Below are 13,956 nucleotides of genomic sequence, written 5' to 3'. Positions count from 1 at the left end.
CGGGAACGCCGAGCGTCCTACCGGCCTGCCCGAGGGGGACCCGAGGGCCTTCGACGCTCCGGAGCACAGGAGAGACGGATGCGGGACACGAATCGGGGATCAGACACCTCCATCGGATAACACGGCACGAAGACAGAGGAACACGGGCCGCTTCGACTCCGTCTCGTAGCGCTCGGGCCAGGCCTCGGCGAACGCTGCCGTCGGCTGCGGTTCGATCAGCTCCTCCAGCCGGAACCCCGAATCCAGCACCGGCCCCGTGATGGCGCCCAGCGGCCGCCGGTAGTACGGAACCTCGACGTCCCACTCCTTCACCGCGCGCTCGACCGCGAAGTAGTCGGCGTCATCGGGGAGCGGGAACTCGTCGAACGGGTGCTTCGTGCAGAGCACGACGAACCCGCCCGGGCGGAGGACGCGCCGGAACTCCTCGAACAGTCGGTCCCAGTCCTCGACGTAGCCCAGCGCCAGCCCGCTGACCACGCCGTCGAAGCTGTCGTCCTCGAACGGGAGCCGCTCGCGCAGGTCCGCCCGCCGGAACGTGACGCCCGACCGGTCGCCGAGCCGGTCGCGAGCCTCGGCCAGCATCCCCTCGCTGGCATCGATGCCGACGGCCTCGGCGCCGTGGTCGAGCAGCCACTCCGTGTACGCGCCGCCGCCACACCCCGCATCGAGGACCCGCTGACCCGACACGTCGGGAAGCAGGTCGGTCGTCGCCGGGAAGGAGAGGTGGGCGTTGTACGGGTTCTCCTCCAGCTCTGCGACGTAGTCGGGGGCCAGGTCGTCGTAGGCGTCGATGGCGGCGTCCTCGGAGGGGTCGTCACTGTCGGAGGGCACGCACCACCCATGCCGCCGGGCCGGCAAGTATCTTCAGGGGACCGCCCGGATTCAGAACCGTTTTGCGTACCCGTAGCACACGGACGGGTAATGACGACGAAGGTTGGCATCCTCGGTGCGACGGGCGCCGTGGGCCAGCGACTCATCCAGTTGCTCGAACCGCACACCGACTTCGAGATCGCCGCGCTCACCGCCTCCGCGGATTCGGCCGGCGAGACGTACCGCGACGCCGCGAAGTGGCGCGTGAACTCGCCCATCCCCGCGTCGGTCGCGGACATCACCGTCTCCGCCACCGACCCGAGCGAGGTCCCCGACGACGTTGACCTCATCTTCTCCTCGCTGCCCTCCAGCGTCGGCGAGCAGGTCGAACCGGAGTTCTGCGAGGCCGGCTACGTGGTCTCCTCGAACTCCTCGAACGCGCGGATGGCCGACGACGTGCCGCTCGTCATCCCCGAGGTCAACGGCGACCACGTCGGCCTCCTCGAAGTGCAGCGCGACGAGCGCGGCTGGGACGGCGCGCTCCTCAAGAACCCGAACTGCTCGACCATCACGATGGTCCCGACGCTGGCGGCGCTCGACCAGTTCGGCCTCGAATCCGTGCGCGTCTCGACGCTGCAGGCCGTCTCCGGCGCCGGCTACTCCGGTGTCACCTCGATGGAGATCATCGACAACGCCATCCCGCACATCGGCGGCGAGGAGCAGAAGATGGAGACGGAGACGACGAAGCTGCTGGGCACCTTCGACGGGAGCGAGGTCCACCTCCACGACGTGGACGTGGCGGCCTCCTGCAACCGCATCGCGACGCTGGACGGCCACCTCGAGAACGTCTGGGCCGACACGGCCGAGAACGTGACGCCCGACCAGGCGGCCGAGGCGATGGCCGACCTGCCCGGTGCGGACCTCCCGTCCTCCCCGGAGCGGATGATCAAGGTCTTCGAGGAGCCCGACCGCCCCCAGCCCCGGCTCGACCGGATGCTCGACGACGGGATGGCCATCTCCGCGGGCGGCATCCGCAGCACGACGACCGGCCTCCAGTACAACTGCCTCGCGCACAACACGATGCGCGGTGCGGCCGGCGCGAGCGTGCTGAACGGGGAACTCCTCCTGTCGGAAGGCTTCCTGTAGACGCGGCCACTCCTCCGCTCGGCGTCTCGCGCCCGCTCAGTGCAGACAGTGCCCGCCAGCGCCCGCCAGACAGGACTCGAACGCCTCGACGGTTCCGGTGGCCGTCGTCGTTACCGCGAGGCCGCTGCTGAGCGCGACGCTGGCGTCGCCCCCGGAGCCGTAGCGCGTGGCCGCGAACCCGGTCTGCTCCCCGCCCTCCGCATCCAACGCGGCCAGGCCGGCCTCACCCCCCGACTCCGGCCGGGCCAGCACGTACACCGTCCCGTCGGTGACGGCGGGCGTCCCGAGTCCGGTGTGGCTGGCGTCGTATCGCCACAGGCGGTCGCCGGTCGCCGCGTCCCGGCAGACCACGTCGGAGAGGGACTGTCGGTGGAAGACCCGGTCGTCGGCGATCGCGACCGAGCGGCCGAGCCAGCTCCCGTCGTCGGTCGTCCGCCAGGCCTCCGCACCACTGCCCATCTCGAGGGCCACGATACCGGAATCCGGCTCGTCGAGGGAAGCGAAGACGCGTCCGCCGGCCACCGTCGCGGGCCCGGTCACCGCGAGTCGGCGCTCCCACTCCACGGACCCCTCGCCCGCATCCAGCGCGACCACACCGTTCTCCAGCAACGAGTAGTACAGGGTCCCGTCGTGGTACGCCGGCGGGAAGGTCCACCCGCGCACGCCATCCGGCACCTCGTATCGCCACTGTACCGCCCCGGTACCGGCATCGAGTGCGTAGACACCCTCGCGCGCGCCGGTATCGCTCGTGGTGCTCGCGGTCGGGACGTAGACGGTGTCCTCGACGACGACCGGGTGGCCGGTCGACTGGATGCTGTTGGCTGGCCCCCCGCCGACGGGTCGGTGCCAGCGTTCCGTGCCGTCACGCTCGAGCGCGTGGACGCCGTCGAACGCCAGCAGGTAGAACGTCCCGTCGGCGTAGACCAGCGAGTCCCACACGACCGCGCCGATGCCGTACTGGCCGTCGTAGCGTGTGACGACCGTGTCGGTCCGGACGGCGCCGCTCGCGGTGTCCAGTTCGAGGAAGCGAACCGCCCGCGGACCGTCCCCGCCGCTCGCGTCCGCGCCGACGACGAAGGTCCCGTCGCCGACCAGGACCGGCGAGGACTGGTGGACGCCCTCCGGAACGGGCGTGGACCACCGACGGGTCAGGCCCGTTCCCGGCCCTGTCCGTTCGGGCCCGTAACCGGTCCGCTGGCTGTCGTAGGCTGCCCGGTACCACTCGCCGTCCACCGACACCGGGCGCCTGACACCGGCCACTCTGGCGGCGCCGACGGCACCGGCCGTGCCGGCTGCTCCCATCGCCGCCAGCACCGCTCGTCTGGAGGGCATCGGTCGTCTCTCACTCGCCCGCGTAATGGGTCTTCCCCGTTCTGGACGCCGAGGAGATGTCCAAACAGACACTATAGTCGATATTGCCTCTTTTTACTGAGTTATCGGATCATTGTTCGATAAATGAGATATTCTCACGGGTTGCTGCGACGTACCCCCCGTAACTCCCGAGGAGCGTGGTGGCGACCGCGCCGGCGACCGCGAGGGCTCCCGCGACCCGGCCCGGTGCGGCGGCGATGACGGCGAAGTCGCCGGCGCTGTAGGCGAAGGTCAGTTTGAGCGCGTAGAACGCGCCGCCGTGGCCGAACGGGGTGAGGCTGTTGAACCGGCTGACCGACAGCACGTGCCAGAACGCCGCCGCGAACACGAGGCCGGTGACGGCGCCGGCGAAGAGGCCGTGGCGCGTGCTCTCCGCTGGCCCGCCGTGCGCCAGCCAGCCGGCGGCCGCGCCCGCGAGTGGCCCGGCACCGAGGAGGAGCGGGGCCGCGACCAGTCCGATCCGTTCCAGCGGGGCCAGGAGATAGCAGACGCCGAGATAGCCGACACCCCAGGCGACGCCGGCCAGAACCGCCCGCCAGTGCATGGCCGTCGTTGGTGGCCGGACGGTTTGGCTCCTCCGACACGCACGGCCGCCGGCAGATACGGGTACGTCGACAGCAGGACCGATACGGACTTGACGGCGGCGCTCCCCTCGACGCTCGATGGCGATACTCCACACCTGCCTGAACGTGGCCGACGCCGAACGGTCGGTCGAGTGGTACGAGGCGAACCTCGGTTTCGAGCACAGCTGGGGGTTCGAGAGCGGTGACACGACCAACCTGTACGTCGCCGACGAGGACGGCACGGAGCTCCAGCTCTCGGAGACCGAGGGCGTCGAACCCGGCGACGCGGGCGACCTCTGGGACCACCTCGCCGTCGGCGTCGAGGACGTCGACGCCGCGTTCGAGGAGATCGACCACCACGGCGTCGTGAAGGAACCGGGCGACCAGCCCGCGGCCGGCGCCCGCACCGCGTTCGTGAAGGACCCCGACGGCCACGTCGTGGAACTCATCGAGCCCCTGGAGGAGTAGTCCCCCACGACACCCGTCCTGGCGCTACTTCGGCACGACGAACACCGGCCCCTCGACCTTGTTGAGGACGGTCCGCGTGGTCGTGCCGATGGTGCTGAACCCCTCGCCCCCCTCACGGCGCGGCCCCAGGATGACCTCGTCGATGTCGTTCTCGCGGACGAACGAGACGATCTCCGAGGCGGGGTCCCCCTCGCGGCGGACGGTCCGGACGGTCGTCGCGTCGACCAGTTTGACCTGTGCCGTCGAGAGGGCGTCCCGGTCGATGGCCACCCCCTCCTCCTCGACCGTCAGGACCCAGACCTCGTCCTCGTCGGTGAGCCGCGGGATGAGGTAGTCACTCGCGGCCTCGGTCGTCGCGGAGGTGGCCGCGGCCACCAGGTACCGTGTCATCTCCTACCGTACCGTTCGCTCCACCGGGCATAAACGTGTCACCTCCACAGCCGGCCCGTTCCCACGCAGGCCTGCTCCGGTGATGGACTCTCCTCACCCCCAGCGAGCCCGGTCCACCGATCGATGCTCGTCACTCCACGCCGGCCGGATCGAGTTGCTCCAGCGGGACGACGACGGCCGGGACCGGCGACCGTGCCAGCACCGACCGGGCCGTCGACCCAAGCTCGGGCTGCGCCCCGGGAGCCCCGGAGCGGGGCCCGAGGACGAGCACGTCGGCGTCCACCTCGACCACGGCATCGATGATGGCCTCGCCCGGGTCGCCCTCGCGTGCGAGGGTCTCCACCGTCGCCCGCCCGGCCAGCCGGGCCCGGGCGACGTTGGCCGCGTCACCCGCATCGCGGTCGTCTCCCCCGGTGACGGTGATGACCGTCACGGTGTCGGTGTTCGGGCCGTCGAGCCGACCGTCGAGGTAGTCGCAGGCGGCCGCCGTCGTGTGGACCGAGTCCGTCGCGACGAGGTAGTGCATGGTCGGCCTTCGGCGGCCGGGGGCCTGAAGCCGACGGTCGTATCGCGTCGGGGCCGCTGCCGAACCACGGCGCTCAAGAGCCACGCTCGCCGAGACCGAGGCGTGTTCCGGTCGGACCGGACCCAGTGGCTGCTGCTCGCAACGGCGGCAGCCACCCGCTTCGGCGGCGGCGTCCTGATGGGGACCGCGATGGCCGTCTACGTCGGGCGGGAGGGATCGCCGCTGGCGGTGAGCGCCGTCGCGACGGCCTACTTCGCCGGGCTGATGCTCGCCTCGCCCGTCTGGGGTGCGCTCGCCGACGTGACCGGCCGACGGCGCGCCGTGATGGTCACCACGGGGACGCTGGCGACGCTGGCGGCCGCCCCGCTCGCCGTCGCCGACGGGGTCTGGGTGCCGGTCGGGCTACGCGGCCTGTACGCCGTCTTCGCCGCCGGGTTCGCGCCCGTCGCGCTCACCATCGCCAGCGAACGCGGCGGCGCGGACGGCCGCGGCCGCTCGCTCGGGACGTTCAACTCCGCCCGCTCGGGCGGGTTCGCCGGCGGCCAGTTCGTCGCCGGCCTCCTCCTGGGGGCCGTCGCGCGTCCCGAACTCTACCTCGTCGTCGCCGGCCTCTCGGCGGCCTCGACGGTCGCGGCCGTGTTCCTCGTGGACCCGACCGAGGACGGCGGGGGCTCCCCGCAGGACCCGGTCGCGGCCGACGGTGGCGACTCCCCTGACCCGCCGACCCGCACGGAACTCCTCGGCGAGGTCCGGGACCGCCTGTTCCCGGCGGCGGCCGACCGCGGCCACTTCCGGGTGAAGGGCCTGCGCTGGCTCTACGTCGCGCTCGCGCTCCGCAACGTGACCGTCCTCGGCGTGATGGCCCTGATGGCGCCGTACCTCGTGGACGTCGTCGGCGTCGCCGAACCCGTGATGGGTGCGCTGCTGGCCGTCAACCACGGGACGCAGGTCGGCGCGATGTACCTGCTCGGCGTTGCGGCCGACCGCATCGGCCGGAAGCCGCTCATCGTCGTCGGGATGGCCGGCAGCGGCGCGTTCGCGGTCCTCGCGTCGGCCGCCACCGTGCCGGCTGCCGGCGCGGGCCTCCTCGGCGTCGCCGGGCCAGCGTGGCTGGGGACCGGGCTCGCACGGGTCGCTGCTGCCGCCGCCGCGCTGTTCGTCCTCGGGGTCTCCTTCTCGGCGATGACGACCGGGGCCGTCGCCTTCATCGGGGACGTGGCGCCCGCTGGGCGCGAGTCAGAGCTGATGGGGCTGCGCTCGACCGCGAAGGGTCTGGGCGGGGTCCTCGGCCCGACGCTGGTCGGCGGGGCCGCGACGCTCGCGGGCTACCCGGCAGCGTTCGCCGTCGCCAGCGCGCTCGCGTTCGCGGCCGCGGGGCTGGCGGGCCTGGGCCTCGTCGAGAGTCGACCCGCGAGCGGGCGGTCGGTGCCTGCCGACGACTGAGCCCCGCGGTCGCCGCTGGCGGGTCCGGTTCCACGGGGTCAGGTGTTTATCTCCTCCGGCGCCCTCCGTCCCTCCATGTCGAGCGAGATGCCCGCGGACACGGTCTACTGTCGGGAGTGCGGTGCGGAGATACGTCGTGCCGCCGAGATCTGCCCCGAGTGTGGCGTCCGTCAGCGTTCGCCGCCCGCCTCGCAGGCCACCGAGGCCCTCCTCGACGGCCGGAACCCGGTCGTCGCCGCGCTCCTCTCGGCGCTGTTCCCGGGTCTGGGCCACATCTACGCCCGCGAGATAGAGATGGGGCTGTTCTTCGCCGTCTCGTTCGTCCTCGCCATCCTCTCGCTGTTCATCTTCATCGGCTTCGTCCTCGTGCCGGCGATCTGGCTCTACGCCATCTACGACGCGGCCAAATCCGCCCAGCGGCGCGACGAGGAGCTGTCGGGTGGGGAGCCCGCCGAGGGGTTCTGGGACCGAGAGCTACCCCGGGCGCTCCGGGGCCGCCCGGACCGCTCACTCCCCCTCGAACTCGGCCTCGTCCTTGCCGAGGAAGGCGTCCAGGCCGCGTGAGAAGTCCTCCGTCGCGGTGAGGCCGGCGATGGTCTCGGCCTCGGTCGCCAGCTGCTCGTCCAGCGAGCGGTCCAGCGACGAGCGGAGCAGCCCCTTCGTCGCGGCGTGGGCCATCGTCGGGCCCTCGGCGAGCCGGGCGGCCTCCGCGGCCAGCCGCTCCTCGAACTCGCCGTCCGGGACGGCCTCGGTCGCGAGTCCCACCTCGACGGCCTCCTCGGCCCCGACGGGTTCGTCGCGGAAGGCGATGCGCTGGGCCTCCCGGAGCCCGACCAGCCGCGGGAGGAAGTACGACGAGCCGCCGTCGGCCGACAGGCCGATGCGGGGATAGGCGAACTCGAAGCGGGCCGACTCGGTGGCGAGGACGATATCTCCACAGATGGCCGGCCCCACACCGCCGCCGGCGGCGACACCGTTGACACCGCAGACGACCGGCTTCGGTGCCCGGACGAGCTGGCTCACCATCCTGTGGAGGTCGCCGGCGATCCGACGGATGTATGCGCCGTCGCTGGCGTCGCCGGAGAGGGTCGTCAGGTCGGCGCCCGTGTTGAACGCCCCGCCCGTCCCCGTCAGCACGATACACCGGACCGCCTCGTCCTCGACGAGGTCGATGGCGGCCCGGTTCAGCTCGTCGGCCGCCCGTGCGTCCATCGCGTTGTTGCGCTCCGGCCGGTCGAAGGTGATGCGTCCGACCGCGCCGTCCGCCGCGTGGGTCACCGTGACGTGTTCGAGATCCATGGATGGTTCCACTTCGCCCGACGACTTAGCGATACGGGACGGGGAGTGCGGCAGGCGTGCCACCCCAGATGCGTCTGTATACGGGCCGCGGTCTCCCCTGGTGTGCTATGGACGTGGGCTGGAAGACACCGTCGCCGAGGGAATATTTTTATCAATTCCATCGGACACCGATACGTGAACTATTGTCAGAATTGTGGCGTGGAACTCGGTGACAGCGCCAACTTCTGTCCGGAGTGTGGGGTACAGCTGGGGGTCGAGGATGCGGCGGAGACCGAGCGAGAAAGCGGGCACAGGACCGACGTGTCGCGACAGCAACCGCAGGACGCTACCGAGCGTATCCAGCTCGACACCGGTTCGGCAACCGATCGCATCTACAATATCGACAATATCTCCTACTTCCAGCACCTGAATCATCGGTACACCCTCCTGGCGAAAGCCGGGTTCGGGGTGCTCGTCGTTCTGGCCGTCGGAGTCGGGCTCGCGATCGAGGATCTAGTCGTCACGCTGATCGGCGTCCTGTTCATCGCGACCGCCTGGGGTGTGTTCCGGCCGGACGATGGACTCGCCATCGGAACGCTCGCCGACAAGGACGAAATCGATACCGATGACCCCGACCTCGCCGAAGCGGAGTTCCTCGAGAAGACTTCGGATCAGCTATCGGTCGAGGGAACTGTTCGCTCGTCGATCTACGAACTGGAGTACACGTATCACTTCCTGAAACGGAACGTTATCAGCATCGAACGGTTCGACTCGATCAACAAGCTCAGGCCGATAGCGACACTGCTGCTGGGAAGCGTCGGCCTGGCGGCTGCCTACCTGTTGGTCGACTCCGACCCGACGATCGGGGACGTCAACACCGCGATAACGATCAGCATCGTGAGCAATCTCGTCATCTGTGTCGGCGTGTTGTATCTGTACTACGGTGTGTATCCCCTCCAGCCCTACCTGTCGAGGGGGGAGCTCGCGGTCTACTTCGGTGGGGGGTTCGTCCCGTTCGTGTCCCTGCCCATGTGGTTCCTGACCCGTGACGAGTTGAACGAGTTCTCGTCACTGGTTGCAAGTAGTGCGGTCCAGGAGGTGCAGCTCTTCTCGATGATCCTGCTGGGCGTGTCGGTTCTCCTCGTCGTCGCGATCCTGTACCTGCCACCGTCGGGCGTCCTCCTCTCACTTCCGAGCGAGGAGCAGGTCCAGTTCTCGATGACAGACGAGGATGTCGGGACGGTCATCGAGGAGTTCCGGAGATAGCGCGCCCGTTCGGCCACGGATGTACTCGGTACCGGACGTATCGGCCCGAGGACGGGTCCTCGACCGGATCGAACGGGCCGGGCGCCCCCGGCTGCTGGCCGGTGATTCGAGCCTCAGTCCTCGTCGTCCAGTTTGGTCCACTTCTTCTCGATCTCGGCGTTCGCCCGGACCATCGTGTCCCCGTCGACCCGCAGGCGCGTCTTCCGCAACTCGATGGCCTTCACCTCGCCGGCGGTCCCGCCCACGTCGACCCGGTCGCCGGGCATGAAGTCGGGGTCGCGAAGCAGGTAGACCCCCGCGACGGCATCGGCGAGCATCCCCGAGAGCGCGTACGAGACGCCCAGCGCGAGGAAGCCGGTCGCGGTCCCCAGCGACGCGGCGATGGCGGTCAGGCCGACGATGGAGAGGAAGCTCAGCGCCACCCCGAAACAGAGGAAGACGAACACGATGGTGGCGACGAACTGACGGTAGACGCCCTGTGACTCCGGGAGGCTCCGCCGGAGCACGAAGCGGACGATGGTCATGACGACCTTGACGACGACCGCCGCGAGGACGAGGAACAGGAGCCCCGTCAGTAGGTCCGGCAGTGCGTCCGTCAGCCCGCGGAGGAACTCGTCGAGCGTCGCTCCCACGATTCCGGTCTGCCCGGTGACGACCATGGGCCACGCTGTGCCCCCTCCAGCTTAACGTTCGGGGATACCCCCGTCGATTGCTCCAGAAAGTCTCCGATAACTCATCGAATTGAGGTATTCGTGCCCAATATCGAATATAATGCAGGAAGACGCGTGGCTCAGACCGACCGGTAGTCACCCAGCCGCGTCCCGTCCAGCAGGTACGCCTCGCCCCCCGCGAGGCCCTCGGGGAGGAACGGCGAGAGGAAGTCCTGCCCCTCGTTGACCCAGGTCCCGCCGGTCAGGTCGTTGAACGCCGGGAAGACGACCAGGTCGCCGTCGATGGCCGGCGGCTCCACACCGGCGTCCGCGGCGTGGGCCTCGAAGGGTCCCGGCGCGAGGCGGCCCCGGAGCCACGCCCGCTCGACGCGGCGCCCGCCGACCTCGTCCTCCAGCCGGACGACCGGGTGCTCGTGAGCGGTGCAGACCACCGGTGCCTCGACCACCTCGCGCGCGGGCCAGGTGTGCCCGTGTGCGAACCCGACGTTGCCGATGCGCGTCCCTGCGCCGTCGGTGACGGTCACGGAGGGATCGCCGGCCGACCCGTCCCCCGCCGCGTACCCGAGGTCGGCGACCACGTCGGCGAGCCCGCCGTCGTGGTTCCCCGGCGTGACGGTGACGGGGACACGCTCGGTCAGCGCGGCGAACAGCTCGTCCAGTTCCCGTCGCTCGGTCTCGTTCGGGTCGCCGATGGCGTTGCCCACGTCGCCCAGCAGGACCACCCGGTCGGCGCCGCTCTCGGTCAGCAAGCGGAGGACGGACTCGCGGCGCTCGTCGGCACGGTTGCCCAGTTCCACGCCGTCGCGCCGCAGCGCGACCTCCAGCCCGGCGTGGTAGTCCGCCAGCACGAGCGCGCGCCCGTCCCCGGTCTCGGCGACGGCCGCCGGTTCGCCGGGGAGCGGTTCGACGCGGGGGGTCCGAGGGCTGTGGCGAGTCACCTCAGATGGGCTTCAGCCGACCGTCCTCGGGCTCGTAGCACTGCCCACCCATCAGCGCGTCCTGGACGGCCTCGTCGACCTCATCCGCGGAGGCGCCGGTCCGGTCGGCCACGCGGTCGATGACCGCGTCGGTCGGCGCACCGTCACCGTCGTCGAGGTCGCGCATCGCGTCCATCACGGCCTCGGAGAGGTCCACCTCGCCGGCCGGTTCGTCGGCCGGCTCCTCGTCGGTCGCTGCCTCCGGTTCGTCGGTGGACTCGGTGGCAGCCTCCGTGGACGTCTCCGTCTCGGGGTCGGTCCCGGTGGCCGAGTCCGCCTCGGCTTCGGCGCTCGGTTCGGGCTCCGGCTCCAGGTCGGGCTCGGACTCGACCTCCGTCCCGGTGGAGAACTCCGTCCCGTACTCCTCCTCGACCTGCTCGCGCACCTCCTCGCCGAGCGGGTCCTCCTCGGGCTCCTCGGCGTCGAACTCGCCGGGCTCGAACTCTCCGATGTCGTCGTCGGTGTCGACCGACCCGGGCTCGGCCGTGTCCGCCGGCTCGGCGGGCTCGGTCTCCGCCGTCGGCGTCTCCTCGGTTGCGCCGCCACCAGCGGACTCGGTGGTCCCGGTGTCGGCGTCGGTGGTGCCGGCGGCCTCGGTCTCCGTGGCGGTCGCCGTCTCGCTCGTCGTCTCGGCCGGCGTGTCGCTGGCCGCCCCCGCCGAGGCGCCGGTCGCGGTATCGGCCGCCTCGACCTCGGAGGTCCCGGAGGCAGGCTCGGCCGTCGTGGCCGTCTCGTCAGTGTCGGTGCCTGCAGCCGTCTCCTCGCTGTTCGCGCTCGTGGCCGTCTCGGCCGGCTCGCCCGCTGCGGCCCCGGTCTGGCCGGCTGCGCCCGCCGAAATGCTGGGCGCGTCCGCGGTGCGGAGTTCGTCGAGGTCGGCCTCGCCCCCCACGTCCGGCGCGACATCGAGCGAGCCGGCCTCCTCCAGCTCGTTCGCGACGACGCGCGCCGCGTCCAGCGAGAGGGCACGGAGCGCGTCCAGGTACCCCGGCGTCGTCCCGTAGTGCTCGCGCGCGAGCGCGACGCCCTGCGCGAGCGCGGGGTCGACCCCCTCGCTCTCCAGGTGCTCGCGGAGGGCGTCCCCCGAGAGCCCGGACTCGATGGCCGCGGCCATCACGCCGATGCGGTCGAGCGTCTGCTCGGCCGTCGAGACGACCCAGCGGTCCCGGGTCTCGGCGTCCACCGCGCTGATGCTCTCGGGTCGCACGGAGGAGTAGACGACGTCCGAGTCCTCGGGCTGGTAGGTGCGGGCCTTCCCCGTCACCGCGAGGAACGCCGGCGGGTCGGTGCGTTCGAGGAACGACAGCGCCTCGGGCTGGTACTGCCCGGCGTAGACGACGAACGCGCCCGTCGGGTCGACGATGCGCGCCCGCAGCATCGACTGGTTCACCTGCTCCAGTTCGGTGAGGACGCCGACGAGGAACATCCGGTTGACCCGGCCGCCCGTCGGCGTGATGACGAAGTTCGGGGCCCGCTCCTCGTCGCTCTCGGAGAACTGGAAGTCGCAGTCGTCGAACTCGGCGGCGAACATCCGGTAGGCAACTTCGCGGGTCCCGGGCCCGCTGTCGCCGCCGTCGTCGGTGCCGTCGCTGCCGTTCCCGTTCGCGCTCATGCCTCACCCCGCGACTCGAGGAGGGCGGTCGCACGCGCTGCCGGGTCGTCGTCGACGGCCGCGAACTCTGTCGCGTCGAGGTTGGCGCCGTACTCGTCGACCGAGAGCGTCCCGCGGACCCGGAACTCCCTGCCCACGAGGTCGGCGGCGATGGACTCGGCGACGACCTCACGGTCCATCGCGTCGCGGGCGGCCTCGAGCGCGTCCGCCAGCGTGCCGCCGTAGATGGCCTCGGTCATCTCGCGGTCCAGCACCGCGGTGGCGGTGCCGGTGCCGTCGTCGAGGATGGCCTTCACGCGGAGGTCGTCCTCGGCGTCGACCTGGCCGTGCGAGCGGCACTGGCCGTTCTGGACGACGCGGCCACACTCCGGGCAGCGCTGGATGAGCCCCGAGCCGTCCCGGACCTCGATGACGTTGCCCACGAGTTCGACGTCGAACGCGCCGCCCCCGTCGACGGCCTCGCCGATGGGGAGCTGCTGGGCCTCCTCGTTGACCGCGACCTCGCGGTCGATGGGCGCGACGAGCGAGAACTCCGAGACGTTCACCGAGGGGACGCCCCGGAACTCACGGACGTAGACGTCCTCGATGCGGACGCTGGCGCCCTCGGTCAGCTCGGGGTGCGGGTCCCAGTCGGTGAACGGGAGCCGGGTCGACTCGTCGGCGAGGACGCCGCTCAGGATCTCCGTCTCGCCGTCGCGGCCGTCGATGACCTTCGACTCGACCTCCATCACCCGGACCTCGACGTTGCGGCCGCGGTCCCCGGGCGCGAGGTCGGCCAGCGAGCGGTCGCCACCCACCTCGTGCGGCACCTCCAGGGGCTCGTCCTCGAACGTGAGCGTGGTCGACTCGTTGAGGTTGAGTTCGGCCTCGCCCTCCCACTCGCGGACGCCGGCGTTGCCCGCGGTGATGGTGTCGCCCTCGGAGAGCCCGAAGTCGTCCCACGCGGTGAAGTCGATGACGCCGGTCGCGTCGGCGAGTTCGCCCTCGTGGATGATCTGGTCCTCCCCGTTGTAGCGGATGGACCGCTTGCCCACGGTCAGCACACGACCCGTGACGGTGACGTTGCTCGACCCCGGCGCGATGTCGGCGATGTCGGCCTTGGTCGGCTCCTCGCCACCGCCGCCGTCGCCGCCGCCGTACTTCCGGCGGAGCGAGCCCTTCGCCTCGTCCACCGGCACGCTGTACTGTACCAGCCGCTCAAGGTCCTCTAAGACCTCCTCTTTGTCGACGCCGAGGTCGGAGGCGAGTTCCTCGGCATGGTCTTCTAACTCCATCGGGATGGCGTTCGCCGGGATTCGACAAAAGGGTTCCCGCCGTCGTGATGGGCGCGCCCGGGACACGGCCCCTGCGACCACGGGCACACACAGGTTCGACGGTACAGTCGCGGGTCCCGTCGCCGGGTGCCAAAACGCTTTGTCCGCGTTCGAGGTACGGTGCC

Annotated in this window: 15 protein-coding genes; 5 read left to right on the top strand and 10 right to left on the bottom strand. The window is 70.9% G+C overall.

Annotated elements, in window-relative coordinates; all coding sequences use genetic code 11:
• Window positions 1–99: 99 nt before the first annotated feature.
• Window positions 100–831, bottom strand: a complete 732-nt coding sequence (locus P2T62_RS11585) for a class I SAM-dependent methyltransferase (RefSeq protein ID WP_276261555.1) — start codon at window positions 829–831, stop codon at window positions 100–102.
• A gap of 90 nt (window positions 832–921) precedes the next feature.
• Between P2T62_RS11585 and asd the strand changes: the two genes are divergently transcribed.
• Window positions 922–1,956, top strand: coding sequence for an aspartate-semialdehyde dehydrogenase (asd, locus tag P2T62_RS11580; protein WP_276261554.1), 1,035 nt, complete (start codon window positions 922–924; stop codon window positions 1,954–1,956).
• 36 nt (window positions 1,957–1,992) lie between these two features.
• Here asd and P2T62_RS11575 read toward each other — a convergent pair whose 3' ends face one another.
• Both P2T62_RS11575 and P2T62_RS11570 read right to left on the bottom strand, forming a co-directional pair.
• Complete coding sequence (locus tag P2T62_RS11575) at window positions 1,993–3,288, bottom strand: outer membrane protein assembly factor BamB family protein (protein ID WP_276261553.1); 1,296 nt, start codon at window positions 3,286–3,288, stop codon at window positions 1,993–1,995.
• A gap of 109 nt (window positions 3,289–3,397) precedes the next feature.
• Window positions 3,398–3,871 (bottom strand): hypothetical protein, encoded by a 474-nt coding sequence (locus P2T62_RS11570; RefSeq protein WP_276261552.1) that lies wholly within the window; start codon window positions 3,869–3,871, stop codon window positions 3,398–3,400.
• Between the two features lie 118 nt (window positions 3,872–3,989).
• Between P2T62_RS11570 and P2T62_RS11565 the strand changes: the two genes are divergently transcribed.
• Window positions 3,990–4,358 carry a VOC family protein gene (locus P2T62_RS11565; protein WP_276261551.1) on the top strand — a complete coding sequence of 123 codons (369 nt, stop codon included), beginning with the start codon at window positions 3,990–3,992 and terminating at the stop codon, window positions 4,356–4,358.
• A 24-nt stretch (window positions 4,359–4,382) separates the two neighbouring features.
• Here P2T62_RS11565 and P2T62_RS11560 read toward each other — a convergent pair whose 3' ends face one another.
• Window positions 4,383–4,748: a universal stress protein gene (locus tag P2T62_RS11560; protein WP_276261550.1), complete on the bottom strand. Its 366-nt coding sequence runs from the start codon at window positions 4,746–4,748 to the stop codon at window positions 4,383–4,385.
• Between the two features lie 130 nt (window positions 4,749–4,878).
• Entirely contained in the window at window positions 4,879–5,274 is a 396-nt protein-coding gene (locus tag P2T62_RS11555) for a universal stress protein (protein WP_276261549.1), read from the bottom strand.
• Between the two features lie 102 nt (window positions 5,275–5,376).
• Between P2T62_RS11555 and P2T62_RS11550 the strand changes: the two genes are divergently transcribed.
• A complete protein-coding gene (locus P2T62_RS11550; RefSeq protein ID WP_276261548.1) occupies window positions 5,377–6,717 on the top strand; it encodes an MFS transporter in 1,341 nt (446 codons plus the stop codon).
• Window positions 6,718–6,792: 75 nt separating this feature from the next.
• A complete protein-coding gene (locus P2T62_RS11545; protein ID WP_276261547.1) occupies window positions 6,793–7,281 on the top strand; it encodes a zinc ribbon domain-containing protein in 489 nt (162 codons plus the stop codon).
• Here the strand turns inward: P2T62_RS11545 and P2T62_RS11540 are convergent.
• Window positions 7,225–8,016, bottom strand: a complete 792-nt coding sequence (locus P2T62_RS11540; protein WP_276261546.1) for an enoyl-CoA hydratase/isomerase family protein — start codon at window positions 8,014–8,016, stop codon at window positions 7,225–7,227. The genes P2T62_RS11545 and P2T62_RS11540 overlap by 57 nt on opposite strands.
• Between P2T62_RS11540 and P2T62_RS11535 the strand changes: the two genes are divergently transcribed.
• A complete protein-coding gene (locus P2T62_RS11535) occupies window positions 7,987–9,261 on the top strand; it encodes a zinc ribbon domain-containing protein (RefSeq protein ID WP_420028429.1) in 1,275 nt (424 codons plus the stop codon). The two genes, P2T62_RS11540 and P2T62_RS11535, sit on opposite strands and share 30 nt — an antisense overlap.
• A 113-nt stretch (window positions 9,262–9,374) precedes the next feature.
• Here the strand turns inward: P2T62_RS11535 and P2T62_RS11530 are convergent, their stop codons facing one another.
• From P2T62_RS11530 to P2T62_RS11515, 4 genes are all read right to left on the bottom strand, one after another.
• Window positions 9,375–9,920: a mechanosensitive ion channel domain-containing protein gene (locus P2T62_RS11530; protein ID WP_276261544.1), complete on the bottom strand. Its 546-nt coding sequence runs from the start codon at window positions 9,918–9,920 to the stop codon at window positions 9,375–9,377.
• A 131-nt stretch (window positions 9,921–10,051) separates the two neighbouring features.
• Window positions 10,052–10,870, bottom strand: a complete 819-nt coding sequence (locus tag P2T62_RS11525) for a metallophosphoesterase (RefSeq protein ID WP_276261543.1) — start codon at window positions 10,868–10,870, stop codon at window positions 10,052–10,054.
• A gap of 1 nt (window position 10,871) precedes the next feature.
• Window positions 10,872–12,518: an RPA family protein gene (locus P2T62_RS11520; RefSeq protein WP_276261542.1), complete on the bottom strand. Its 1,647-nt coding sequence runs from the start codon at window positions 12,516–12,518 to the stop codon at window positions 10,872–10,874.
• Window positions 12,515–13,792 (bottom strand): Single-stranded DNA binding protein, encoded by a 1,278-nt coding sequence (locus P2T62_RS11515; RefSeq protein WP_276261541.1) that lies wholly within the window; start codon window positions 13,790–13,792, stop codon window positions 12,515–12,517. The genes P2T62_RS11520 and P2T62_RS11515 overlap by 4 nt, the downstream gene beginning before the upstream one ends.
• Window positions 13,793–13,956: the final 164 nt, after the last annotated feature.

The organism is Haloglomus litoreum, assembly GCF_029338515.1.
Lineage (GTDB): Archaea > Halobacteriota > Halobacteria > Halobacteriales > Haloarculaceae > Haloglomus > Haloglomus litoreum.
Note: the sequence above shows the minus strand (reverse complement) of the source record. Positions and strands in the feature narration are given on the sequence as shown.

Bases quoted from the DNA above. Each gene is read 5' to 3' on its own strand.
- P2T62_RS11515 (WP_276261541.1), bottom strand. From the start codon at position 13,792: ATGGAGTTAGAAGACCATGCCGAGGAACTCGCCTCCGACCTCGGCGTC.
- P2T62_RS11545 (WP_276261547.1), top strand. From the start codon at position 6,793: ATGTCGAGCGAGATGCCCGCGGACACGGTCTACTGTCGGGAGTGCGGT.
- P2T62_RS11555 (WP_276261549.1), bottom strand. From the start codon at position 5,274: ATGCACTACCTCGTCGCGACGGACTCGGTCCACACGACGGCGGCCGCC.
- P2T62_RS11560 (WP_276261550.1), bottom strand. From the start codon at position 4,748: ATGACACGGTACCTGGTGGCCGCGGCCACCTCCGCGACGACCGAGGCC.
- P2T62_RS11530 (WP_276261544.1), bottom strand. From the start codon at position 9,920: ATGGTCGTCACCGGGCAGACCGGAATCGTGGGAGCGACGCTCGACGAG.
- P2T62_RS11575 (WP_276261553.1), bottom strand. From the start codon at position 3,288: ATGCCCTCCAGACGAGCGGTGCTGGCGGCGATGGGAGCAGCCGGCACG.
- P2T62_RS11540 (WP_276261546.1), bottom strand. From the start codon at position 8,016: ATGGATCTCGAACACGTCACGGTGACCCACGCGGCGGACGGCGCGGTC.
- P2T62_RS11570 (WP_276261552.1), bottom strand. From the start codon at position 3,871: ATGCACTGGCGGGCGGTTCTGGCCGGCGTCGCCTGGGGTGTCGGCTAT.
- P2T62_RS11520 (WP_276261542.1), bottom strand. From the start codon at position 12,518: ATGAGCGCGAACGGGAACGGCAGCGACGGCACCGACGACGGCGGCGAC.
- asd (WP_276261554.1), top strand. From the start codon at position 922: ATGACGACGAAGGTTGGCATCCTCGGTGCGACGGGCGCCGTGGGCCAG.
- P2T62_RS11565 (WP_276261551.1), top strand. From the start codon at position 3,990: ATGGCGATACTCCACACCTGCCTGAACGTGGCCGACGCCGAACGGTCG.